The organism is Maridesulfovibrio sp. FT414, assembly GCF_050916235.1.
In the GTDB taxonomy this organism is placed as follows: domain Bacteria; phylum Desulfobacterota; class Desulfovibrionia; order Desulfovibrionales; family Desulfovibrionaceae; genus Maridesulfovibrio.
This window is the reverse complement of sequence record NZ_CP104854.1, coordinates 2565407-2589060: the sequence shown is the minus strand read 5'-3', so window position 1 is coordinate 2589060 and position 23654 is coordinate 2565407. Positions and strand designations below refer to the sequence as shown.

The 23654-nt window shown below is 51.2% G+C and carries 18 protein-coding genes; 11 read left to right on the top strand and 7 right to left on the bottom strand.

The features are described 5' to 3' along the window. Positions 1-30: 30 nt before the first annotated feature. The 3 genes from N7E73_RS11420 to N7E73_RS11410 are packed head-to-tail and all read right to left on the bottom strand — an operon-like array spanning position 31 to position 3267. A complete protein-coding gene (locus N7E73_RS11420; protein ID WP_432734873.1) occupies positions 31-1374 on the bottom strand; it encodes a sigma-54-dependent transcriptional regulator in 1344 nt (447 codons plus the stop codon). Then, the gene (locus N7E73_RS11415; RefSeq protein ID WP_432734872.1) at positions 1371-2834 is read right to left on the bottom strand and encodes an ATP-binding protein; all 1464 of its coding nucleotides are present in this window, start codon (positions 2832-2834) and stop codon (positions 1371-1373) included. The genes N7E73_RS11420 and N7E73_RS11415 overlap by 4 nt, the downstream gene beginning before the upstream one ends. A 43-nt stretch (positions 2835-2877) precedes the next feature. After that, entirely contained in the window at positions 2878-3267 is a 390-nt protein-coding gene (locus N7E73_RS11410; RefSeq protein ID WP_432734871.1) for a PaaI family thioesterase, read from the bottom strand. 554 nt (positions 3268-3821) lie between these two features. On the opposite strand from N7E73_RS11410, the gene N7E73_RS11405 reads away from it, so the two are divergent. The 9 genes from N7E73_RS11405 to N7E73_RS11365 all read left to right on the top strand — a co-directional run bounded on the left by N7E73_RS11405 (position 3822) and on the right by N7E73_RS11365 (position 14032). Then, complete coding sequence (locus tag N7E73_RS11405) at positions 3822-5252, top strand: sensor histidine kinase (protein ID WP_432734870.1); 1431 nt, start codon at positions 3822-3824, stop codon at positions 5250-5252. Continuing rightward, positions 5224-6597 carry a sigma-54-dependent transcriptional regulator gene (locus N7E73_RS11400; RefSeq protein WP_432734869.1) on the top strand — a complete coding sequence of 458 codons (1374 nt, stop codon included), beginning with the start codon at positions 5224-5226 and terminating at the stop codon, positions 6595-6597. Before N7E73_RS11405 ends, N7E73_RS11400 begins: the two co-directional genes overlap by 29 nt. Before the next feature lie 462 nt (positions 6598-7059). Beyond that, positions 7060-7488, top strand: a complete 429-nt coding sequence (locus N7E73_RS11395) for a universal stress protein (RefSeq protein WP_432734868.1) — start codon at positions 7060-7062, stop codon at positions 7486-7488. 126 nt (positions 7489-7614) lie between these two features. Next, positions 7615-8541: a sulfite exporter TauE/SafE family protein gene (locus N7E73_RS11390; RefSeq protein ID WP_432734867.1), complete on the top strand. Its 927-nt coding sequence runs from the start codon at positions 7615-7617 to the stop codon at positions 8539-8541. Positions 8542-8545: 4 nt separating this feature from the next. Continuing rightward, complete coding sequence (locus N7E73_RS11385; RefSeq protein WP_432734866.1) at positions 8546-9292, top strand: TIGR02186 family protein; 747 nt, start codon at positions 8546-8548, stop codon at positions 9290-9292. 155 nt (positions 9293-9447) lie between these two features. After that, positions 9448-11913 (top strand): PEP/pyruvate-binding domain-containing protein, encoded by a 2466-nt coding sequence (locus N7E73_RS11380; protein WP_432734865.1) that lies wholly within the window; start codon positions 9448-9450, stop codon positions 11911-11913. Between the two features lie 4 nt (positions 11914-11917). Next, a complete protein-coding gene (locus N7E73_RS11375; protein ID WP_432734864.1) occupies positions 11918-12322 on the top strand; it encodes a response regulator in 405 nt (134 codons plus the stop codon). 31 nt (positions 12323-12353) lie between these two features. Beyond that, entirely contained in the window at positions 12354-13169 is an 816-nt protein-coding gene (locus N7E73_RS11370; protein WP_432734863.1) for a universal stress protein, read from the top strand. Next, positions 13166-14032: a universal stress protein gene (locus N7E73_RS11365; RefSeq protein WP_432734862.1), complete on the top strand. Its 867-nt coding sequence runs from the start codon at positions 13166-13168 to the stop codon at positions 14030-14032. The genes N7E73_RS11370 and N7E73_RS11365 overlap by 4 nt, the downstream gene beginning before the upstream one ends. Positions 14033-14428: 396 nt before the next feature. Here N7E73_RS11365 and N7E73_RS11360 read toward each other — a convergent pair whose 3' ends face one another. From N7E73_RS11360 to N7E73_RS11345, 4 genes are all read right to left on the bottom strand, one after another. Continuing rightward, positions 14429-15394: a glycyl-radical enzyme activating protein gene (locus N7E73_RS11360; protein ID WP_432734861.1), complete on the bottom strand. Its 966-nt coding sequence runs from the start codon at positions 15392-15394 to the stop codon at positions 14429-14431. A 101-nt stretch (positions 15395-15495) separates the two neighbouring features. Beyond that, positions 15496-17886, bottom strand: coding sequence for a glycyl radical protein (locus tag N7E73_RS11355; RefSeq protein WP_432734860.1), 2391 nt, complete (start codon positions 17884-17886; stop codon positions 15496-15498). Between the two features lie 161 nt (positions 17887-18047). Further along, the gene (locus tag N7E73_RS11350; RefSeq protein ID WP_432734859.1) at positions 18048-18446 is read right to left on the bottom strand and encodes a GlcG/HbpS family heme-binding protein; all 399 of its coding nucleotides are present in this window, start codon (positions 18444-18446) and stop codon (positions 18048-18050) included. Between the two features lie 26 nt (positions 18447-18472). Beyond that, the gene (locus N7E73_RS11345) at positions 18473-19426 is read right to left on the bottom strand and encodes a hypothetical protein (protein WP_432734858.1); all 954 of its coding nucleotides are present in this window, start codon (positions 19424-19426) and stop codon (positions 18473-18475) included. A gap of 637 nt (positions 19427-20063) precedes the next feature. Here N7E73_RS11345 and N7E73_RS11340 point away from each other — a divergent pair. Both N7E73_RS11340 and N7E73_RS11335 read left to right on the top strand, forming a co-directional pair. Continuing rightward, complete coding sequence (locus N7E73_RS11340; RefSeq protein WP_432734857.1) at positions 20064-21905, top strand: PocR ligand-binding domain-containing protein; 1842 nt, start codon at positions 20064-20066, stop codon at positions 21903-21905. Next, positions 21898-23313: a sigma-54-dependent transcriptional regulator gene (locus N7E73_RS11335; RefSeq protein ID WP_432734856.1), complete on the top strand. Its 1416-nt coding sequence runs from the start codon at positions 21898-21900 to the stop codon at positions 23311-23313. Before N7E73_RS11340 ends, N7E73_RS11335 begins: the two co-directional genes overlap by 8 nt. The last annotated feature ends 341 nt before the right edge of the window (positions 23314-23654 follow it).

Here is a 23654-nt window from a genome sequence, read left to right as displayed (position 1 = left end):
ACTAGTCCTGCTGCTGAATCCGGCACATCCCTAGCCGTCTTTTTCCAGCCCCAACCGCTTCATTTTGCGCCAGAGCGAAACCCGGTCAATGCCAAGAATCTTGGCCGCCTGAGTTTTGTTGTTGTTGGTGGCCAGCATTACCTTTTCAATGTGGTTACGTTCTACCTCTTCAAGAGTGAGAAGCGGTTTTCCGCGCACAATGTTACGGATTTCGCCGGGCAGCAGGTCCGGGGTAAATACGGTTCCGCGTGCAAGCGCCAGTGCCCGCTGCGAGATATTTTCCAGTTCGCGGACGTTTCCGGGAAAGGAATAGTTCATCAGAATATCAAGTGTCTCCTGAGAAATTGTATCGATGGACTGGATTTCGGTACGGTGCTTTTCAAGAAAGTGACCGATCAGAACGGGGATATCCTCGCGGTGTTCTCGAAGCGGCGGGGCAGTAAGAGTGACAACATTCAAACGGTAAAACAGGTCCTGTCGAAAAGTCCCCTTTTCCACATTTTCCTTCAGGTCACAGTTGGTTGCAGCCACGACACGGATATCCACCGGGATTTCCTGAGTGCCGCCGACACGCAGGAAGTTTCTTTCCTGCAGTACCCGCAGGAGCTTTACCTGCATATTCAGGGGCAGTTCACTCATCTCATCGAAAAAGACCGTACCGCCGTTGGCAACCTCCAGAATCCCCTTCTGCCCGCGCTGAGCGCCGGTGAACGCTTCCTTTTCGTGCCCGAACAGTTCCTTGTCCATCAGTTCTGCAGTGAACGTGCCGCAGTTGATGGCCATGAACCGTTCCTGTGAGCGCGGGCTCAACATATGGATTCCTCGGGCGATGAGTTCCTTCCCCGTTCCGGTTTCCCCCTGAATCAGGACGTTGCAGTCCATATGAGCCAACTGCTCAATGGTTTTCTTAAGCTCAGTGATCTTGTCACTCTGGCCGACCAGCGGGAAATCCTGCTTACCGGCCTGCAGAATCTGTCTAAGACGCAGAACCTCAACGGAAAGCGCGTGCCGTTCCAGGGCGTTGAAAACCTGAGCCTTAAGTTCCCCGAAATTGAGCGGTTTGGCGATGTACGAATGCGCGCCCTTCTGCATGGCCACAACCGCCGTATCAACTGTCGCGTGACCGGTTATTACGATCACCTGTGTTGACGGCTGAATTTCCTTGATGTGTTCCAGCAGTTCTATGCCGTTCATGCCCGGCAGCATAAGGTCGGTCAGGACCAGTTCAAAATCCTGCTTTCCTATTTTCTGCAGGGCCTCTGTACCGGAGCCTACCGCTGTGGTGGTATGCCCTTCCTCGGTCAGGACGTGGGTGAGGTTTTCCCGCGCAATGGCTTCGTCGTCTACTATCAATATGTTGGCGTGACTGATCATGCCTTGTGCTCCAGATACAGCGGGAGAGTGATCACGAAAGTTGTTCCCTTACCCTGCTTGCTTTCAGCGCGGATTGTTCCCTGATGTTTTTCAACTATTCCGTATACTATGTACAATCCAAGACCGGTACCCTGTCCTACCTCCTTGGTGGAAAAAAAGGGATCAAAAATCCGTTCAAGAATATCCGGCGGTATCCCCGGTCCGGTATCGCTGATAGCAATCTCGGTCTGTTTTTCATCGGCAGTGGCGCTTATAGTTATGGATCCGGGGCGATCATCAATGGCCTGAATCGAGTTGATGAGCAGGTTGATAAAGGCCTCCTGCATTTTTCTCCGATCCGCGTTGACCATGATCTCTGCCGGAATATCCATTGAAAGGCTTATGTTGGACGGGACCTGACTGGAAACCAGATTCATGGAAGATTCCATAATCGATTTGATTTTGATCGGTCCCGGCGAATATTCACTTTCCCTTGAAAACTCAAGCAGCCCTTTCACGATATCCCTTGCCCGCAGGGTTTCCTGCATAATGTTGTTCATCATCCGGTCTGCAAGGGAATCTGCGCCTTTGGTGCGTTCCTCAAGAATCTGGCACGAGGTGGAAATGTTGTTCAGGGGGTTGTTGAGCTGGTGCGCAATTCCGGAAGAAAGCGTACCGATGGACGAAAGCTTCTGGGCCTGCACCAACTGCCGACGGCGATTGAGAAGTTGTTCAACCATGGAATTGAGAGCGGCGAAGACCTGCTGTATTTCGTCGTGGGAATTTTTAATGGGCAGGGCAGTGAATGTCCCCTGCGAAATCTTGCGTGTGGCTTCCTGCACCTGAGTCAGCGGTTTGAGGATGTTGTAAGAGAAGAAAGCCACAAGAGCTGTGATGACCGCCGCAATTCCTATCATGGACAGGGCAAGGTTGGACCGCAGGGTATGGTTGATGCTCAGGATGTTGTTCCGTTCAAAATTGGATATGGCCTTGGACAGTTCGACCATGGCCTGCCCGATTTCACGAAGGCTGCCGTTCTGGGTGCTGCCAGCGTTTATCTTCTTGGATTCCTGGGCATCAAGCTGCTGCAGCAATTCCCGGTAGCGGGCCAGATTGACTCGCAATTCTTCTCCACTCCGCAATATTTCAGGCTTGGAGAATTCCTTCATGAGCTCCTGCAGCATATTTTCGGCCCCGGTCAGGTATTCACGCCCAGTGGTAAACAGGGCACGGTCCCGGTACAGCAGGTAGTTTTTCTCTGTACGGCGGACTTCAAGGATCAGGTTGCTCAAGTCGTCACTGCGTTCAATCAGCTCGACTTCCTTTTCCAGTTGCAGTGTGTTCCTGTACGACAGGAGACCTAAGCAACCGAAACAGATTGAGAAAATGACAATTCCGATTATTATTTTCTGACGGATATTAAGCTTGAGCACCGAGGACCTCTCTTGAAGCGGGCAAAACTGCGAATCTGAATAACCCATGAAATTATCCTGTTATCCTACGTTCTGCGTCCTAAAATAGCAATTATGCCCCCGCAAGAACATGCTCTTTGGTGACAAAGCAGGTAAATGTTCCCTTGAAAACAACCTCTCCATTGCAGGAGACATCCACCTGTACGATATGTTTGCGTCCTTCCCGTTCCTGTTCATCGGCTTTGGCGATCAGTATGTCACCAACTCTAGACGGCTTCAGAAAACGGCTTTCCGCACCGGCCAGCACTACATTCGGATGATTTACAGCCAGCATTGCCGCATAGTCGGCCATACCGAAAATAAAACCGCCATGAACCAGCCCGCTGGCATCGGCAGCCATATTCGGGGTGCATGCAAGACGAACCTCACTACTCCCCTCAGCCACAGCTACAGGCTCGCCCATCAGGGAACTATCAATGCTTTCATGTGTATTAATATCCATAATTTTCTCCATTATTTTGGTTGTTTCATCTCTGTACACGGTAAGCCGAACCGCATTCAGGCAGCCATGCTGATTCTGCTATCCGCTTCCGCTGCCCGTCAACTCCGGACACGCTGCAACCCCGCGCATACCTGCAAAACCGATAAACATTAATCCAATTCATTTCGATGATTACCTTCTGAAAATCTATACCATCACTTTTGCAAGTGATCCCCGGGACCGTATACCGGACATTTCCCCTGCCCGGAGCAAGTACAAGCTCAGGTGGACTTGGACCGCTGAGGGTGTAGTATGAGCAAAGGCGGAATCAGTTGAAGCTCTAAGCAGCAGAAACATGGACATAAAGAGTCGCAATCCTCTCTGCTTCATGCTCGAGATCGTACTGCGGAGTTCCCGGCTGTCCATTTTGCAGGCAAATCCATTCTTGCCTGATAATGATATGCTCCTCTGCCAACCGTCTGCCTTGAAACAATAAACCTGCTTTTTACGGCATACATATTGCTTATCTATAGCTGACTAAAAACACACCAAGTTAAGGTTCACAGGGTAGTACAATGAAAGGAATTCGCATTAAAATAATATGCTTTTTTATAGCCTATATCAGCTTCATGACTCTGAACACGGGAATGTTCTGGTGGAACGTTGTCACTTTCCGGGACAGGCTGATTGTTATGGATAATTTCCACGAACTGCTTTCGGATATTCTTGAAATTCGGCGCTATGAAAAGAACTTCATCTTCTACCCTGAGCCGGAGAGCCTCAAGGAAGTTGTTATCTACCTTGATAAGGCTGAAGCTGACGCCGCAGAGCTGAAAAGCAACATTATCGAAGTGGCCGGACAGGATGTTTATGACAGCTTTATGGACAACATGAACAGCTACCAGAAGCAGTTGAGCCAGCTTGCCAACGGTTCGCCCGGTGATCTGGCCAAGACCAGAAACCTTGGAAACAGCATGGTCAAGAAAGCCCAGGATATTCTGACCATGAAAAAGAAACGTATCCATGATGCCTTGATCCGTATTCAGTATATCCCCATTGCTGTAATGATCTCGCTGGCGGTGCTCATTACGCTGCTCTTCTACTGGCAGGCCAAAAAAGTACTCAGCCGGCTTGCGTATGTCCAGCAGGCAGCCGAAGGGGTTGCCAGAGGGGATTACGATACTATCAACAAAATACGCAGCGACGACGAGATTTCACTGCTCATGCGTTCGGCGTTCAGCAACATGGCCGCCGAAATTGAATCCCGCCAGAACCAGTTGATTGAATCCAGAAAACTTATTTCCATCGGGACCCTTGCTTCCGGGATCGCCCACGAGCTGAACAACCCCCTGAACAACGTGTCCTTGACGGCGGATACCATGCTGGAGGAATTCGAAGAGCTTGACCAGGACGAAGCCAGGGAAATGCTTAACGATATCATCAATGAAATCGGGCGGGCAAGCCTCGTGGTAAAGAGCCTGCTCGATTTTTCACGGGAAGGTGAACACCTGATGGTCAAGCTGAGCGTGGAGAGGCTGGTCAGGGAGACCAGCAAGCTGGTTGCCAACCAGCTGAAGCTTGATAAAATATCCCTGCTGACCGATCTGCCGGAAGATCTTCGCGAAATAAGAGGTGACTTGAACTCACTGCAGCAGGTGTTCATCAACCTGATCATCAACGCTGACCATGCTATGTCGGAGGGAGGCATCCTGACCATTTCCGCCCAGAACACCAATAATGGCTTTGTACGCATTGATGTGGCCGACAAGGGCTGCGGAATGACCGCGGAAACCATCGAACGTATATTTGACCCCTTCTTCACCACCAAGCCTGTGGGAAAGGGAACCGGTCTGGGCTTGTCAATCATTTACGGTATTATTAAGAAGCACGAGGGATATATAGAAGTACAGAGCGAACTCGGGCAAGGGACGACTTTTTCCATTTACCTGCCTGAACACAAGGAAGAGGAACGTATAAATGAGCAAATTCCGGGCGGCAGTGATTGATGATGAAGCCCATACCTCCAAACTGGTAGCCAGGGCTCTGAATAAACTGGGATTTGAAACCGAAACATTTGAGCTCGGACATCCTTTTCTGAACCGCATGACGGAGAAACCGTTCCAACTGGCATTCATAGACCTCAAACTGCCGGACATGGACGGAATGACCATTCTCAACTTCGTGAAAAAGGGGTTTGAAGATGTTGAGGCGGTCATAATCACCGGGCACGGTTCAATTCAGTCTGCAGTAGAGGCCACCGGCAAGGGAGCTGTAAATTACATAGTCAAACCCTTCCGCATACAAGAAGTTAAGGCAATCGCCCAGCAAGCGCTGGAAAAACTGCGTCTCAAGGATGAAAACCGCCGCCTGAAAGAAAGCATCAATGTGCTGGCTCCGTTCAACAATTTCATCGGCAACAGCAAAGCCATGCAGGAGCTGTTCGCAATGATCCGCAAGGTGGCGAAGGTCAATTGCAACGTGCTTCTGCAGGCCGATACCGGAACAGGCAAGGAGCGGGCTGCACGAGCCATCCACGACCTTAGCCCCAGACGCAACAAGACGTTTGTCTCATTTAACTGCGGCGGATTTACTGAAGAACTGATTTCGAGCGAACTCTTCGGCCATGAGAAGGGGGCATTCACCGGGGCTACAGCAACCAAAATAGGCCTCCTTGAATCCGCGGACGGGGGAACCGTCTTTCTTGATGAAATCGGTGAGATGCCCATAAATATGCAGGTCAAACTGCTTCGCGTAATTCAGGAACGGCACATCATGCGCGTAGGCGGAACCAAGCCTATTTCTCTGGACATCCGCATTATCGCAGCCACCAACAGGGACCTGCACAAGGCGATGGATACGGGAGAATTCCGCGAAGACCTCTTTTATCGCCTGAACGTAGTGATGATCTACCTTCCTCCCCTGACAGAGCGAAGAGACGATATTCCCCTGCTTTCCAACTACTTTCTCGAAACCTTCAATGCCAGATTCGGAAAATCGGTTCGCCGGATATCACCGCAGGCCATGGAGGTTCTCACTCACTACAACTATCCGGGCAACGTCCGTGAACTCGAGAATATCATCCAAAGGGCTGTGGCACTCGCCGAAGAAGATACAATCGGCATAAGGGAACTTCCCCCGGACCTCATCAACCTGGCCTTCAGCGCGTTCGGCGCAACCGGTCTCCTTTCCCTCGAAGAGGTTGAACGCAGGCACATCAAGCATGTACTTGAGGCCACTGGATACAACAAACACCTAAGCAGCCATATTCTGGGACTTCCGCGGACAACTCTCTGGAGACGCATGAAAAAATACAACCTTGAAGACCTGGAAGAGGACGAATCCCTCTCCTGACCTGCGTTTCTGTCTGTAACAGGACTGTTCAGAACACATGTAAATCAGTAAAAAAACAGATTTTAGGCACATCCCTGCAATCGTCAGGGATGTGCCTTTTTAGTTTGCGTTCCAATTTGAAACAAAATTAGCCCAAAACACCTTGTAGTCAGTGTATAACCAAAAAGGTCCGGTTCCATTTTGAAACACTGACCGGCATTTTACGCAGCCACTCAGGTCTGCATCCCCACGAAAACAACTGCAATTACCGGCTCCGAGCCATCATCCCAATTTCAAACCACTTAATGAATCTACCGCAACCTCAAGATAGATATCATTTCAAATTGAAACGTTGTTAGAGCATTTTTCAGCACAGCTCTCTACAATCAACATCGCAATATACTAAAATAATAAGATTTAGCACGCAGCAGACACCACATCATCTTGGCACTGGCCTTGCTTTGCCGGTGGCAAGGTAAAAACATGAATAACGTACTTATCGCTGTAGACACATCCGAATCCAACTTCTGGCTTGCCTATTACGCCATTGGCTTGAGCAAAAGAATATACATGAACGTTTCCATTCTCATGGTTGAAGATGAGGAGCTTAAAAAACGGTCAAACAGCAATGAGGAATGGATAGGCCTGCCGGACAAGACGCTGGAAGCCCTTCTTGCCGAGGATCACTCGGAGAGGTCGCATATCAATTTCTACTCCGCCAAGGGAAACTTCGAAGATGAGGTTGTGCAGTTCATTATTGAGAACAAGATCACAACCCTCTTCATCGGTCAGCCGGAAACCCGCGGGGTAGGACAGGAAACAAAATTTATCGAGTTACTGGAAAGAATAGGCAGCAAGACAGACTGCCACATCGAAGTGGTCCAGAAGGTTTCGGCTTACGTCCAGCGTTGAGATTTAGCCGCAGCCTTCAGGCGAGGGTTGCGGAAAAATAATGAGAGAGAAGACTCAAAGGTCCGGTTGAATCGACAACTCGGGATTTACGAGTCAAATGCAACTAAAAAACAAGGAGTTCTTTTAATGTGGCATATGTATTTACCCATTGCCGGAAACAGCGTTAACGTAGTCGTCATCTTTATGTTGGGCGGACTTGTTGGCCTGCTTTCGGGGATCTTCGGTGTTGGCGGAGGATTTCTGATGACTCCTCTGCTGATCATGTTCGGTATTCCGCCGACGGTTGCGGCCGCGTCTGATTCCAACCAGATTGTCGGAGCTTCAACTTCCGGCTGTCTGGCCCACTACCGCCTTGGAAACGTCGATTTCAAGATGGGTTTCCTGCTCCTTATCGGTGGTGTTCTCGGCGGATTCATGGGAGTTCAGGCCATCAAGGTCCTGCGCGCCATGGGTAACGCGGACTTTCTGATCAATGTAACCTACGTCCTCATGCTGGGCGGAGTAGGTTCCTACATGTTCATCGAAAGTCTCCAGAGCATGCGCAAAAAGGACACTGCAGTCAGCCAGGAAGCTCCCAAAAAGAAATCACGCTACGCCAAAATGCTCGAAAGTCTTCCCTTTCAGACCAATTTCGAAAAATCCGGGGTCCGTCTTTCCCTGCTCATGCCGCTGGTCCTCGGCGCCCTCGTAGGCGTTCTGGCTGCAATCATGGGAGTCGGCGGCGGATTCATCATGGTTCCCATCATGGTTTATCTCCTGCGGATGCCTATGCACGTTGTTGTCGGCACCAGCCTCTTCCAGATCCTATTCACCTGTATCAACGTCACCATTCTGCAGTCTTACACCAACCATACTGTAGACTTCGTACTGGCCCTGCTGCTTCTGGTCGGTTCAACCATCGGAGCCCAGTTCGGAACCAGAATCAGCAGAAAACTGAAAGGTGAACAGCTGAAAATCCTGCTGGCAAGCCTCGTACTCGCTGTCATGGTCAAAATGCTTCTTAACCTGCTGCTCACCCCTGATGTGCTGCTGGCTTACACCGGAGGACATTAATACAATGAAAAAAATAACAACTCTTATCGTGGCACTGGCTTCACTGCTGCTTTCGTGCGGGGCCGCATTCGCTTCCGCGCCGGTAACACTGCAGACCAGCCCCAACCTCCTTACCATCGGCACAACTTACGATGGAACCTCCCTCTCTCTTAGCGGGACTGTGCCTGAAGGCTGTGAAGCGGTAATCAGAATCACAGGTGAGCGCAAAGACACCCATTTCAAGAAAAAAGGGAAAGCCCTCGGCCTGTTGTGGATGAACCTCGGCTCCGTTGAACTGCATGATGTCCCCGGCCTGTTCCTGATCGGAACCGATTCCAAAACCTACGCATCAGGCGGACCGGAATGGAAACAGCTGGACCTTGGTTTTGATTCGGTCAAAGGCGAAACCGACCAGCTCATCTTTGATGAATTCATCAAGCTCGTCAGTCGCGAAGGTTTATACGAAGTGCAGGAAGGAGTTGTGAACTACAGCGCTGCCGGCAACGGCCTGCAGAACTATACTGCAGTGATGCAGCTCCCCTCCTCTCTGAAGAAGGGATCTTACACTGTTGAAGTTGCTGCCGTCAGGGCAGGCAAGGTTCTTGGCAGGACATCGGGCACAATCGATGCTACACTGGAAGGGTTCCCCGCACTCCTCTCTTCAATCGCCTTCGGGCACGAGATTGCTTACGGGGTCTCCGCTGTTATCATCGCAATTCTGGCAGGTCTGTTAATGACCCTGATTTTCCAGGAAAAAGGCGGCGTTCACTAGAACCCAAGGCTATTTATATGAATCGGTTGTTTAATTTCATACAGAAACTTCTGAAAGGAAGGCACAAGAGAAGGCCTCGCTCTTTTGCAGACCTGTTCAGCAGCTTTAATTCCGTACTGGAATTAAACAACCGTATTCTGACCGGAATAGCATCCATGCACAGCAAACTCGGTGGAGATTACATCTTTGACATCCAGTATCTGCGCATGGCGACCCAGGATATGGAAGATCAGGTCCGCAAACTCATCGGAGCCCTCGATTCCATGAGCCCCGGGACCTATATCGAACTGTACAATTCCCTCAGAAGGATTTCCGGCAACATCCAGAAAGAGCTCTCCGGACAGCCGGTCCTCCCTGACAGGCTGATGGTTTCTTTCAGCGAAACAACTCCCAAAGAGTATGATCTGGTCGGAGCTAAAAGCTACAATCTGGCCCGGACAGCCAATATACTGGGCATCAAGACCCCGGAAGGGATTTCCGTCACCACACGGGCCTGTAAAGATTTTATGGAGTCAAACGGCTTTAACAGCATCATTTCCGCCATCAAGCGCGAAAGCATGAATGGTCAGAAATCGCTGGAACAGGCCTCGGCGGAAATAACCGAGATGATCCTTTCCGGGACCATTCCGCCAGATGTGCGTAAGACTCTGAATGCGGTAAGAGACCAGCTCTCAGGCAAATCCAATAAAGGACTCGGTCTGGCTGTGCGCAGCAGTGCGTGGGGTGAAGACGGGACCAATTCCTTTGCTGGGATTTACGAAAGTCTGATCAATATTCCGCCCGATAAATTGCATGAAGCCTACCTGACCGTGCTGGCGGGAATTTATTCGCCCTCAGCCATAAGATACCGCCGCAGGCTTAATTACAAGACTAATGAAACTCTGATGGCAGTGTCTTTTCAGACAATGATTGACGCGAAATGCAGCGGAGTTCTCTACACTCTTTCGCCGACCGCTCCACGGGAGAACACTGTCATAATCAGTTCCGCATGGGGGCTGGGCTCTTCTGTTGTTGCAGGAGAATCGGCAGCGGACCAGTTTACCGTCTCCCGGGAAAAGCCCTACACGCAGCTGTCCATTTCAATACAGCGCAAGGAAAAGGCACTGCGGATAAATCGAGCAGGGGCTGGCACGGTGGAGGAGACTGTTCCCCAGCACCAGCAGACCCAGTCCAGCCTCAGTTCAGATGAAATAGCCAGGCTGGTTGAGACCGCTCTGAACATTGAGCAGTATTTCAAGAAACCGCAGGACATCGAGTTTGCTTTCGACCAGAACGGAGAACTCGTCATTCTGCAGAGCCGTCCGCTGCTGATTCAGACCCAGATGGACGAGCCCCCGGCATCGTTGCTGACCGAACTGAACACGAGAGAAAAAATATTTTCCGGAAAAGGCGATGTGGCACAGCATGGTATCGCTTCAGGAGAGGTTTTCATTGCCCGCAAGGATTCATCCTTAAGGAATTTCCCGAACGGGGCGATTCTGGTGGTACGTCATTCATCCCCTTCTTTTGCTGCCGTTCTTCCCCGTGCAGCAGGGCTGATTGCGGATGTAGGCTCCGCACTTGGGCACCTTGCCACCATAGCCCGTGAATACCGTGTTCCGGCACTTCTCAACACGGAAAATGCTACGGAAATTCTTACTGACGGTCAGATCATCACCCTGGATGCCGAGCAGAAGACCATTTATTCCGGCATCATCCGGGAACTGCATCTTTATCAGGCCAAACGGGAAAGTCTGGATGAAACATATGAGTACCGCCTACTCAGAAGAATACTCAGACAGGTGGAACCGCTCAATCTGTTCGATCCTTCAGACAGCAACTTTACTCCCGTAGGCTGCGAAACATTTCATGACATAACCCGTTTCGTTCATGAAAAAGCAGCCGAGGAGCTGGTTGAAGTCAACATCGGCACTTCGCTCGATTCCTCTTCGCCTAATGGAAGGCTGAAACTTCCTGTCCCGCTTGATCTGACGATTATAGACATAGGAGGGGGCCTGCAAAATATTGACCTGGAGGCAGAGTCCGGACGGTTGAGCAAAAAGAGGATTGAGAAGGAACAAGTCGCTTCTGCCCCCATGACAGCTTTTATCGAGGGGGTTTCCATGGCCGGGGTATGGCAATCTTCCCCGGTTCCAGTTGATTTTTCCAGCTTCATGTCCAGCATGACCAGAACGACTGCACCGCAACTTGCCGCATCGGCAAGTATCGGACGAAACCTTGCGGTCATCTCTGACAATTATTCTCACATAAGCCTGCACCTCGGTTATCACTTCACCATAATCAACTGTTATGTAAGCGATAATCCGGCAGACAACTACGTGTATTTCCGATTTGCCGGGGGCGTAACCGATGCGGAAAGACGCTCGCGGAGGGCGAGATTCCTGAGCGCGGTCCTGGCCAGACTGGATTTCTCGATCACAGTCAGAGACGACCTGGTCATAGCACGGGCAAAAAAAATCAGCGCAGATGACATTCTCTACCGCATGATGGTCATAGGAGTTCTGGTCGCCTACAGCAGACAACTGGATGTCTCCATGGTCGATGACTATCAGATCGAAAAATATGCAAATAATTTTAACAAATTAATAACAAGCCGTATTCAAACAACAATCGGAGGGTGACTGAATGAACACCTCAAAACCAACCAGCATTTTAATTCTTGATGATGAGCCTATAGTCAGCAAAAGGCTCCATCCTGCTCTGGAGAAAAAGGGCTACGAAGTAGAAAGCTTTGTGGACAGCAGCAAGGCTCTGGAAAGAATCCACGAACGTAATTTTGATATTGTAGTCACCGACCTGAAGATGGACGGAGTGGACGGGATGCAGTTCATGACCGAGGTGAAAAAGCTTTCCCCGGAGACCGAGGTAATCATCATTACCGGATTCGCGACCATGGAAACTGCCAAGGAGTCCATCCGTAAAGGGATATTCGACTTTCTCGCCAAACCCTTCAAGCTGGGAGAAATTCAGGAAGTGATCAGCCAGGCTGACGAAAAGATTAAAAAAGCTAAACTGTTGAAACAGGCTTAATTGAATTCAGCCATGTATGTGAGGTATGTTTATGAATAAAGCGTTGATTCCGGTGGAGATGACTCTGGCATCCAATATAGCTCTTCGATACGCCTGCCAAAAATCGGAGATTCTCGGGATTGGTCTTCAACCCATACACATTGAGGAGCCGGATCATAAAGCGCACTCGTCTGAAACCGGCTGGATTCGCAAATCGTGGGAATCCGGGCTCAAGCAGGCCGGTATGGATCAGGTCCGTCAGATACTCCTGAATGAAGATCTGGACTGCTTTATCATGCCCAACCCCATTGTTGAGGTTGGAGACAGGGAAGACATACTTCTGCAGGAACTGCGGCTGGGCGACTATGACCTGTTCGTTGAAGGTGAAATTTCAAATTTCAATACCGGTGAATTCCGCAAAAAGCTGCGCTCAAAACTTTACCGGAAGATGCCCTGCCCGGCTCTTGTTGTAAAAAACATCATCAAATCAAACAGGATGGCAATCGTCGTTGATTCCAGAACAGATCTGGAATCCGTTGTCGACCAGCTTTGCGGGGTACTGCAGCAGAGAAAAATTGATTTCGATCTCTGTGTGTACAGCCTGGACGACTTCAGCCATGAGCTTCAGCCGGAAGATATTATAGGAAAAGCCAAGGCGCTCTTGGCAAAGCGTGGGCAGGTTCCCAAAAGGGCATTCACCCTGCTGACCGCACCGGAAAAAGCGGCTCTTGAATTCCACGAATACGGAATGATTGTTTCAGCTGTGGATCGAAATTCCACCCGTAAATCACCTCTTGTTGAGGTGCTGGCCCGTGTTTCCTGTCCCCTGCTTTTGTGCTGGACCTATACTTCCGGGAGGTCGAAATGAGAATACTTATCCCTGTAGATGAGAACACTTACAGTATGTACGCCATCCGCCATGCGGCCAGACTGGCCAAAAACACATGGCCTGATCTTGCACTGCTGGCAATTGACAACAAAGGCCTGCTCCCGGGAAAGGAGTCGGATTTTTCCGATTCAAATCCCAAAGTGCGCATGCTGCATAACTACTGCAAAGACCTGCTGGGTTTTCTCGGCTCCAGTTCCGAATTGTATGTCAGTGAAAATGAGCAATTCCAGATGCGGAAGCAAGGCAGCAGGCTGGCAGGAGAAGCACATTCCGGCCGCAAGAAGCTGCAGCTGCACCTGCGCAACGCCTCCCCTGTAAAGGCCATACTTGAAGAGGCCAAAGAGGATGGCTGCGACCTTATTATCATCGGCTGCAGCCGCAGCGGATCAGCATGGGAGACCGATGCCCACGCGCCGGGTAAAGTCGCGGATCGCGCAGACTGCCCTGTACTGGTCATCAAAGATGAGCATTCAATTTCAAAGGTTGTCTGTTGCCTGGACCACGGTCACGTCACACAGGAATCTCTTGAAATGATCAACCAGTTGGTCACCTTTCATAATGCCGAACTTGAAATTGTCGGAATACTCAAACATACCCAGCTCAAGGATGAAGTTGAGCAGCAGATGAGTGAGGTCCTGGATTACTACCTTGAACGCAATATCCAGGCCCTCGTAAAAGTTGTTGAAGAGGACTCCCTTGAGTCTTTCATATCTTCTGGAACCCAGAAAGACCTGATGGCTGTATGGCTCAGCCCCAAATCGACCCTGCAGCGTCTCTTCAGCAGAGACAAAGTAGCAACCCTGGTCAATAAAACGTTGTCTTCCATACTTATCCTGAGATAAAAAGTAAGATTAAAGCCCGGTTAAACCTTCCTTCCTTATAAGGTTAAAAACCGCCCCCTTTGAATCAGGATATTTCTGGGTTCCAGTTTCAAAAAGTCCGGTGCAGCACCCTCCAGTATGCTGTACCGGATTTTCTTATGTCTCGGTCCGGACAGATTCACCCCGGTAATATTCATCTTATGGATGGCGCTGACTCGGGAAATTCCTCGGGCAACTAGAACGGGCATACAAATCCGCACCGTTTTCATGTATGAAAACCCCGCCAGTAACGAAGGAGCGCGTTGGGGTCGCCTGCCTCAACAGGAAACAGCCTCCACGGGTATCCATGGAGGCTGTTTTCTTGTTGAGGAGATCAGGGGTTGCTTTATTCGATGGAAGCCACTCTTCCGTTTTCCCTTAACCTCCCACTGAAACATTCGGACAGTGAGGTATGACCAGATCTTTCAGTGACAAAACATGTTCACGTGTAGGGGGGGTGACTCCGCTCAAAGTATATTTCCGGTCAAGCTGCTCCCATTTCGGCTCCCCAAGCCTGTGATAAGGGAGTATATCCAGACCTTCGACACTGCTTCCGAGGGATTCCACAAATTTTGCCGTTGCTTCAATATTCTCTTCCGAATCATTACAGCCTGGGACCAGCGGAATTCTGATGCGCAGAGTTTTGCCCATTTCTGCCGCCATTTTTATATTATTCAGTATCTGTTCATTCGGGGCACCGGTTAATTCCTCGTGCCGTGAAGAATTCATATGCTTTATGTCGGTAAGGACGAGGTCGGTATGTTTCAGAACCTCAGCAAAAGTGTCCTTCGTGCATAGGCAGCAGGATTCAATGGCCGTATGCAGGCCCCGTTTTTTGGCTTCCTGCAGGGCGCTGATCAGGAATGCCGACTGCAGAGTCGGTTCCCCGCCGGAGAAAGTAACCCCACCGCGGGAGGTTATATAAAATGGACGATCCCGCTCCACTTCTTCCATGACTTCATCTACGCTCAGATAACGGCCGACGATTGTCATGGAACCTGCGTAACATTTTTCCACGCACTCGCCGCAGTAGTTGCAGCTGTCGCGATCAATTGAAACCTTGAAATTTTCACCTATGTTGATGGCCTGTTCCGGGCACAGGGTTGCACACTTCACACAGCCGATGCAGTGATGAGGGATGCGCATTATCTCAGGCCTGCTACTCATTGATTCCGGATTCTGGCACCACTTGCAACTCAGCGGGCAGCCTTTCAAAAACACCATCGTGCGGATGCCGCCGCCGTCATGGACAGCAAAACGCTGTATATCAAAGACCAACCCCGTAAGCGGGGCCTTGTTTTTATCCTCTAGACTGAATTTGTGCTGCCGCTCTTTCCATCTCATTATTAAACTCACTTTCCCGCCAAAAGCGGCGAAGCCGACTTAAAGGTTCTGAAAGAACGGGACCGGGGGATACTGTCTTCCCCCGGTCCCGGGGCATCTGATTAGAAGTTCTGTTCAGTTCTGGCGAGGATGTCGTCCTGCAGCGATTTATCCAGCGCAGTAAAGAAAGCGCTGTAGCCCGCTACACGGACAACAAGTCCTTTGTGCTTCTCAGGATTGGCCTGTGCTTCAAGCAGGGTCTCACGGCTGATTACGTTGTACTGAACGTGGAAACCGCCGTTCTGAAAGTACGCTTCGGTTACGGCCTTGAGGTTTTCAAGTCCCTTTTCGCCTTCAATGGCGGAGGGGTGGAATTTCTGGTTCAGCAGGGTTCCGTTGGAAGCTATTTCGTGGTCCAGCTTGGCAACGGAGAGTACGGAAGCGGTAGGACCGCAGGAGTCGTACCCGGAGATGGGAGATACACCGTCAGCAAGCGGAGACCATGCCTTGCGTCCATCAGGAGTTGCCATGACCACGGAACCAAGGGGCACGTTGGCGGAAGCAGGATACAGGCCGGGCTGGAATTTACCGCCGCGGGGGTTGGTGTACTTGTTTACTTCCTCGCAGTAGATGAGTGCGGCTTCCTTGGCGATTTCATCGGCGTAATCATCGTCATTGCCGTATTTGGGAGCACGGTTGACCAGCATCATACGCAGGTCTTCCTGTCCTTCGAAGTCATTGGCAAGGGCATCGCTGAGCTGTTCAAGGGTGATGGCCTTATCGTCGAACACCAGCTTCTTGATGGCGGTCAGGGAGTCTCCGGCGTTTGCAACACCAACACCCTGAGGACCGGTGAAGTTGTAGTGGGCTCCGCCTTCCTGCAGGGACTGCCCCTTGCCGATGCAGTCATCGACGAGGGAAGACAGGAACGGAAGCGGGCAATGCTTGCCGTGGGTCATGTCCACGGCGTTATCGGCAGCGGCCATGAGCCGTACGAAATGGGAAGTCTGTTTGGTGTAGGCTTCTATGACGTCCTCAAAGGACTTGAAGGCCTTCATATCGCCGGTCTTGGGTCCGAGCTGTTTGCCGGTGCGCTGATCAACGCCATCGTTGAGGGCCAGTTCGATGATCTTGGCCATGTTGTAGAAAGCAGCATCGTGCCATCCTTCGGTCTTGCCGCCGACTTGAGGTTCTACGCAGCCGATGATGCCGTAATCGCGGGCATCTTCGCGCTCAAGGCCGCGGGCCAGTAGAGCAGGAACGATGACGCGGTCATTGTAGTATGCGGGGTAACCCATACCCATGCGGCTGAGTTCTGCGGCTTTCTTGTACAGCGGATCGGGAGTACCTTCATGGATACGGATGGACAGTGATGGCGCGTAGAGCTTGGTATTGGCGCTGGCCTGCAGGATCAGGTAGGACATGGTGTTGGTGGCATCAGAGCCGTCACGCTTCTGGCCGCCAACAATCAGGTTCATGAACATGGGATAGCCGGCGAAAGCCATGGTGGAGTTTTCGTCGCGGACCTTGTTGAGTTCAGAAAACTTGATCCAGAGCATATCCAGCATTTCCTGAGCCTGCTCAACAGAGATGTTGTCGTTTTTCAGGAACGGATTCATGTACTGGTCAAAGCGCATGGGCGAAATGGAGTGTCCGTTGGATTCAATCTGGATCACCAGATGTACGAACCAGAAGGCCTGAAGTGCTTCCTGGAAAGTCTCTGCGGGCTGCGCGGGAACCTTGCGGCAGATGCGGGCGATCTCGGTAAGTTCGGCCTTGCGCTGGGCGTCGTCGCAACAGGAAGCCATCTTCTCAGCCAGCACTGCAAAACGTTCAGCAAAAGCGATCACCGCTTTGTTGGCAATAACAACCGAATTGAGGAAGTGCATCTGATTCAGCTGCTCTCCATCGGCAAAGTCCAGCCCGGCAAGCTTGTCTTCGGCCTGCTTGATGACGGCGTTGAGACCAACATTGAGAACTTTCTCGTAGTTTGCGGAAATGTGGCCGACACCGTTGTAGAAGTAGTTACCCACGGTGTAGACAACTTCATTGTGTGCTTCCAGAGATTCCGCAGGCATCAGCTGTGAGGCTATTTCGTTGACAGTCTTGCCGTCCCAGTAGGCGAAGGCTTCGCGCAGTCTGGCTTTGACATCTTCGGAAATAAGGAAGACGTCCGCAGTTCTTTTTTCGAGACGGTCCAGTTCTTCTTCAACCCATTTGCAGGAAAATTCGGGGAAGATAGGGGCGGAACGGGGCATGGAGCACTGGTTACCGACAACCAGCTCGTCATCCTGAATAAAAATGGACATGCCGGACAGGATCTTTTCCAGAGCCTTGGCACGGCGGATGGGCATGGGCTGGCCCTCGGTTTCCTTGTAGGATTCGGTGATGAGCACAGCGCGTTCGGCGCAGACTGCCGGGGCGGTGTTTAGAAAACGATCAAGGGTTCTTTCAACTCTGGGAGAAGCACCTACCGATTTGGGTATTTCAACGCCGGGTTTGTTCTTGGTCATGGTTCCATTCCTCCATTAAAAGTTTGTATTGGTAAATCCGATTCTGCTTTCGTTGAGCCAACTGGCTGAAGACCGTGAGGTCCGCATTATGGGCTGCGAAGCCTGTTAAATGTTTTGGGGCTCCTAAACCGCTTACAGGAAGGGTTCAGGCTGCCGGGGCATCAGTAAGCTGCAAGACCTGCCTCCGCACAGGTGATGTCCTGCTCCACACTTCCGCCACTGACACCGATTCCTCCGATAATCTTGCCGTCTTCTTCAATGGGAAGCCCGCCGCCGAAAATCACTATCCGGTTGTTGTCGGCAGTGTGTATTCCGTAGAGCGGTCCTCCGGGCTGGGAGACCGAACCGAGAGTCTCGGTAGTCATTTTAGCTGCCACGGCGGTGTATGCCTTGTTCCAGGCCAGATCTATGCTGACCAGCAGGGCATCATCCTGCCGCAGTTGAGCGACCAGATTTCCTCCCTGATCAACTACGGCAATGACCATGGGCACTCCGATTTCTCCGGCTTTCGCTTCTGCCGCAGCAATCATCTGCAGTGCTTTTTTAGCTGTTACCGACATGTCTTCCTTCCGTTGTTTAAAATGTGTTATTTGATGATGTTGAGCATAAGGGTTCCCACAGCGATCGCAGCTGCGGGCGGGTCAACATGGTTGCTTCCGTGATTCCAGAACATACGGGCCATGAGCTCCTGCAGCAGGGCCGCACAGACTCCAACCAGCCCGGCGATGAGGATGTTTCCGAAGTAAAGGTAGGCCATGGCTGCGAGAATCGCCTGACAGTGCCAGACAGGTACCTGCTGGATGGCCCCGGTTCCCAGTTGCAGGGCTATGAGGCTGATTGCCGCGGCTGCCCACCCGAGAATCAGGGGCACAACAAAAGCACCTGCCGCTGATATCGCTCCCGATGCGGCAAGAGGGTCCATGACCGCTTTGGCCTGAGCGGCCATTGCCGCAGAAAGGACGCCGGCGCCGAAGCCGTAGATGATCATTTTCGGGATGGGCAGCATCCACGGCACCCATGAAATTTTATGGTTGTCCGTCTTCAGGTAGCCGATTTCGCTGATGGATTTTGCGCTGCCCCAAGGCATCTCCTTCTGGAACACCAATCTGGCAAGCAGTGCTGTGGCAACAACACTGAGGGCGATCATATCGGTCTGGTTGATGACCGGAATACGAGCAAAAACCTGAACCAGAAGGTGTCCGGCAATGGCAGTCAATCCGCCGACAAGCAGGACATCCCACGATGTGCCCATGAGAGAGGAAAGAATATCCTTGGCCGCTCCTCCGGGGTGGTTGGACTTCACTGCTGCGGCGTAGGTGGATGCCGCCACCCCGGAGGCGAACCCGCCCACATGGGGACCGAATATGGGCCCCAGTCCGACCTGCAGAAGAATAAAGTCAGAGCCGCTGGCCATTATGACCAGGCATCCGGCCAGAACAAGCAGGCCGCAGATGATGAATGAAAAAAGTCCGCCAAGTGCCCCGCCGACAATCCCCCCTGCGAAACACATAACCAAAGTCTGAATGCTGAAAGGTTCCATAGAGCTAGTACTCCCTGATGATTCACTTGTTCCGGTTCCGGCTGGTTCGTGCGGCCCTGCTTTTCCCTATTTTGTGCACATAGCAGTTGCCGTCTTTGGGCCCCCTAAAGAGAAAAACGTGCCACGAATTGTTAAGTCTTGAATTGCTGAGCCTTAGCTGCATTTGGTGACTGGGATGACATAATTAGCAAAAAACATAGGTGTCAGCTCAGGTTGACATTCATTACGGTCACAGCAGGACCCATCAATGCTAAAAGTGTTTAGTTTCAGTATGTTGAACTGGAATTGTTTGTTTGGTTGACGGTCAGGTTATGCAGTTGTCAGCCTGTTTCACTGCTTGATGTCGGCAAAAGATTCAAAACAAGTTCCGAGGACCGAAAAATTGTCAGGTCAGAATTGTAAGAGACTGAAATAGCAACTCATCTCTGTATTTTCACAGCTAAGAACTGATTCATTGCACTGTTCATCCGGTTGTGGTTACTTAGTAGGAAACAGGTGGAATCGTAATGGCATTGAATATGCTGTTGAAACGGGGTGCACTTTTTATATCTGCAGAGAGAACAATCTGAATTTAAAGCTTGAAATGGATTCAAATAATACAAATAAAGACTTGAACGGAGTCTGTCCGGATGCGTTCATGGAAGAGCTGAACACCCTGCGCGGCAGGGTTGCCGAGCTGGAGGCCACCCGTACCTTGTGCGGAAACTTCGGGCGCGACTGCAACGCTATGACTTCATCAATTGAACTCGACAGTTCAGTATCCGAGCACAGGTTTGAAGATTACTTCGACGTGGAAGCCCTGCAACGGATTCAGGATGCATTTTCCGAAGCCACCAATGTCGCCTCGATTATCACCGACCTTGAAGGCAGGCCCATCACGCGCCCGAGCCGATTCTGCCGTCTTTGCAATGACGTTATCCGCAAGACAGAAAAAGGCCTGAAAAACTGTATGCGTTCGGATGCTTCCTTCGGAACCAAAAGTCCGCTTGAACCGATTATGCGCCCCTGCCTGAGCGGGGGGCTGTGGGACGGGGGAACCAGTTTTTACGTAGGCGACCGACACATTGCCAACTGGATCATAGGACAGGTGCGCTGCCCGCCGATAAACGATGAAAAGATCAAGAGATATGCCCGCGAAATAGGAGCCGATGAGGATGCGTTCATGGAGGCACTGGCCGAAGTTCCGGTCATGTCCCGCGAGCAGTTCCTGAGCGTCTGCAACGCCCTGTGCCTGATCGCCAACCAGATTTCCATCCTGGCCCGCAAAAACTTCCTGCAGGCGCAGGCCATTGCCCGCAGACGTGTTGCTGAAGCTGCCCTGCGTGAGAGTGAAGAGCGTTTCCGCCAGCTTTCACAGTCCACTTTCGAGGCTATTTTCATTCATCACGAAGGGGAAATCCTGACCACAAACAGGGCCGGGCAGCGTCTGTTCGGATATTCGCAGGAGGAGTTCGCAGGGCTCAATATTGATGATCTGGCAGATCCGGACAGTCGGGACATTGTACGCTTCCACACTTCGCGAAACCGTAAATCCCGCTTCGATGCCAATTTTCGCTGCCGTGACGGACGCATGATCATTTGCGAGATTCAACAGCGGGACATTATCTTCCAGGGTGAAAAGGTCGGCGTTTGCGCCGTGCGTGACATTACGGAAAGAGTTGAATCTGAACGGAAGGCCAAGGAAAAGGAGCAGCAGCTCATTCAGGCCGACAAGATGGTCTCGCTGGGTGTGCTGGTTTCCGGCATGGCCCACGAAATCAACAATCCCAACAGCTTCATGACTCTCAATCTGCCGTTGCTGGCTGAAATATGGAGTGACATTACGCCCATACTGGAAGACTACTATCTTGAGAACGGAGATTTTCTCGCCGGCGGACTGGAATATAACGAATTGCGCAGTTTCATGCCTGACCTGCTGGCCCGGATGCAGGAAGGGGCCAGCCGCATCAGCGGAATTGTCAACAGCCTCAAGGATTACTCACGGCTGCAGCCCGGAGAACTCATGTGGGAGGTCGATCTCACTGACGTCATCAAAAATTCCCTGCGGCTGCTGGAAAATCTCATCAGCCACAAGACGGTAAAGTTTGAGGTGGATCTTGCTCCTGCGCTGCCTGCTGTGCGCGGCAACTCCCAGCGTCTTTCGCAAGTATTGATCAACCTGCTGGTGAATTCCTGCGAAGCCCTCACCGACCGGAGTCAGGGAATCTACCTGTCTTCAAAATACGACAGCGCCACAGGAAGAGTGGATATTATTGTCCGGGATGAGGGCGTGGGCATTGCCGAGGAACACCTTACCAAGATCACCGACCCGTTTTTCACCACCAAACGCAACTGCGGTGGCACGGGACTCGGATTGTCAGTGTCTTCAACCATTGTGCAGGAACACGGCGGGGAGCTTGATTTTTCCGCCAATCCCGGAGGCGGGACCATTGCCAGATTTTCCATTCCGATAGCTGTAAGTGAGGATAAAAATGCTTAAGAGTACAGGACTTACACCAAGATACCCTCTTCTTCTGGTTGATGATGAGGATTCGTGGCTGCAAAGTTTCCGGGCCACTCTCCGTTCGCAGGGTATTGATAATGTTGTCCTGCTCAATGACGGGACACGGGTCATGGATACGCTGTCGGAGAGGCAGTTCTGCGCTGTGGCAGTTGACCTGATGATGCCCGGTATTTCCGGAGAGGAACTCATCCCGAAGATAGTCGAAGAGCATCCGGAGCTCCCTGTACTGGTCATTTCAGGGATCAATGAGATCAAGGCCGTGGTCAACTGTATCCGCAAAGGAGCTTTCGACTTCATCGTCAAGACCGAGGACCGCAACACCCTTATCGCAGGGGTACGTCACGCCATTGAAATTTTTGAACTGCGGCAGGAAAACACCTCCTTGCAGCAACGTTTTTTCAAGGAAGGTCCCGATCGTCCGGAACTGTTCGCGGAGATAGTTACCGCCCACAAGGACATGGTTTCCATTTTCAAATACATTGAGGCCATTGCCGAAACTTCGCGTCCGGTACTCATTACCGGAGAGTCGGGAGTAGGCAAGGAACTCATTGCCCGCGCTGTGCACAAGGCCAGCGGCCGTAAAGGAAACTTTGTGGCCGTGAACATTGCCGGCCTTGACGACAACATCATTTCCGATACTCTTTTCGGTCATAAGAAAGGTGCGTTTACCGGGGCTACGGAGGCACGCATCGGCCTTGTGGAAAAGGCCAAGAACGGCACCCTGTTCCTCGATGAAATAGGAGATTTGAGTCCAGCCTCCCAGACCAAACTTCTGCGGCTGCTTCAGGAACACGAATTCATGCCTCTGGGATCGGACATGGCCAAGCGCTCCAGCGCAAGGATCATCACGGCCACCCATCAGTCCATCGCCGGGATGCAGGAGAACGGGAAGTTCCGCAAGGACCTCTTCTTCCGCCTTCGCGGGCATATGCTTAACATCCCGCCGCTAAGGGAACGTAAAGAGGACCTGCCTCTGCTTATTTCCCATTTTCTTGAGGAAGTGCAAACCGAAACCGGCTGTGAAATCGACGCCAATGTGCATGACATAACGTCCTTTCTTGATAATTACCCATTTCCTGGCAACGTGCGTGAACTTCAGCATCTGGTGCATGATGCTTCAGGAATCTGCGGTTACAAGGAACTCATGCCGACCCATTTCAAGAAGCTGCTTGTGGTCCCCGGTAAATCCCTTGAATCAGGTACTTCACCCTCAGATTCATCAGAGAGCGTAACCTTCGGTTCCCGGCTGCCTACCCTGCAGGAAGTACGGGGGAGACTTATCGACGAAGCCCTGCGGCGTACCAAGGGCAACCAGTCTTCCGCAGCCCAGCTTATAGGGGTTACCCGACAGGCGGTCAGTAAGTATCTGAAAAAGAACGGGTAGAGAACTACTGCAACAAGCTAATATACTTTCCTTTTAGTGGGCATCCCCCTAGTTCCACAGGGCCGCCGATGGCGGACTTTTTTTGGAGCTTAAAAAATAGAAAAGTTCCTTCTTATCCTGACTATCCCGGTAGTCAGGATTTTTTTGTGCCTATGGACGAATACACCTATGAAACCTAGCGTCCACAACAGCTTCCAACATCTACCGCCTCAACCTGCCCTCAAGAAGCTAGACGGCGTCCGAACCTTTCACTGGAATCCTTATCTTTTTTAAGTTGACTTTACTTTTAACTTTGTTGAAGTTGTTACCAATTTTAATTTGGTATCACAAATATGCATTGT

Coding starts and splice junctions, on each gene's coding strand:
- N7E73_RS11400 (WP_432734869.1), top strand. CDS start 5,224: ATGAGCAAATTCCGGGCGGCAGTGATTGATGATGAAGCCCATACCTCC.
- N7E73_RS11335 (WP_432734856.1), top strand. CDS start 21,898: ATGCTTAAGAGTACAGGACTTACACCAAGATACCCTCTTCTTCTGGTT.
- N7E73_RS11415 (WP_432734872.1), bottom strand. CDS start 2,834: ATGGGTTATTCAGATTCGCAGTTTTGCCCGCTTCAAGAGAGGTCCTCG.
- N7E73_RS11405 (WP_432734870.1), top strand. CDS start 3,822: ATGAAAGGAATTCGCATTAAAATAATATGCTTTTTTATAGCCTATATC.
- N7E73_RS11390 (WP_432734867.1), top strand. CDS start 7,615: ATGTGGCATATGTATTTACCCATTGCCGGAAACAGCGTTAACGTAGTC.
- N7E73_RS11370 (WP_432734863.1), top strand. CDS start 12,354: ATGAATAAAGCGTTGATTCCGGTGGAGATGACTCTGGCATCCAATATA.
- N7E73_RS11395 (WP_432734868.1), top strand. CDS start 7,060: ATGAATAACGTACTTATCGCTGTAGACACATCCGAATCCAACTTCTGG.
- N7E73_RS11360 (WP_432734861.1), bottom strand. CDS start 15,394: ATGAGATGGAAAGAGCGGCAGCACAAATTCAGTCTAGAGGATAAAAAC.
- N7E73_RS11345 (WP_432734858.1), bottom strand. CDS start 19,426: ATGGAACCTTTCAGCATTCAGACTTTGGTTATGTGTTTCGCAGGGGGG.
- N7E73_RS11365 (WP_432734862.1), top strand. CDS start 13,166: ATGAGAATACTTATCCCTGTAGATGAGAACACTTACAGTATGTACGCC.
- N7E73_RS11380 (WP_432734865.1), top strand. CDS start 9,448: ATGCACAGCAAACTCGGTGGAGATTACATCTTTGACATCCAGTATCTG.
- N7E73_RS11340 (WP_432734857.1), top strand. CDS start 20,064: ATGGAAGAGCTGAACACCCTGCGCGGCAGGGTTGCCGAGCTGGAGGCC.
- N7E73_RS11420 (WP_432734873.1), bottom strand. CDS start 1,374: ATGATCAGTCACGCCAACATATTGATAGTAGACGACGAAGCCATTGCG.
- N7E73_RS11410 (WP_432734871.1), bottom strand. CDS start 3,267: ATGGATATTAATACACATGAAAGCATTGATAGTTCCCTGATGGGCGAG.
- N7E73_RS11355 (WP_432734860.1), bottom strand. CDS start 17,886: ATGACCAAGAACAAACCCGGCGTTGAAATACCCAAATCGGTAGGTGCT.
- N7E73_RS11375 (WP_432734864.1), top strand. CDS start 11,918: ATGAACACCTCAAAACCAACCAGCATTTTAATTCTTGATGATGAGCCT.
- N7E73_RS11350 (WP_432734859.1), bottom strand. CDS start 18,446: ATGTCGGTAACAGCTAAAAAAGCACTGCAGATGATTGCTGCGGCAGAA.
- N7E73_RS11385 (WP_432734866.1), top strand. CDS start 8,546: ATGAAAAAAATAACAACTCTTATCGTGGCACTGGCTTCACTGCTGCTT.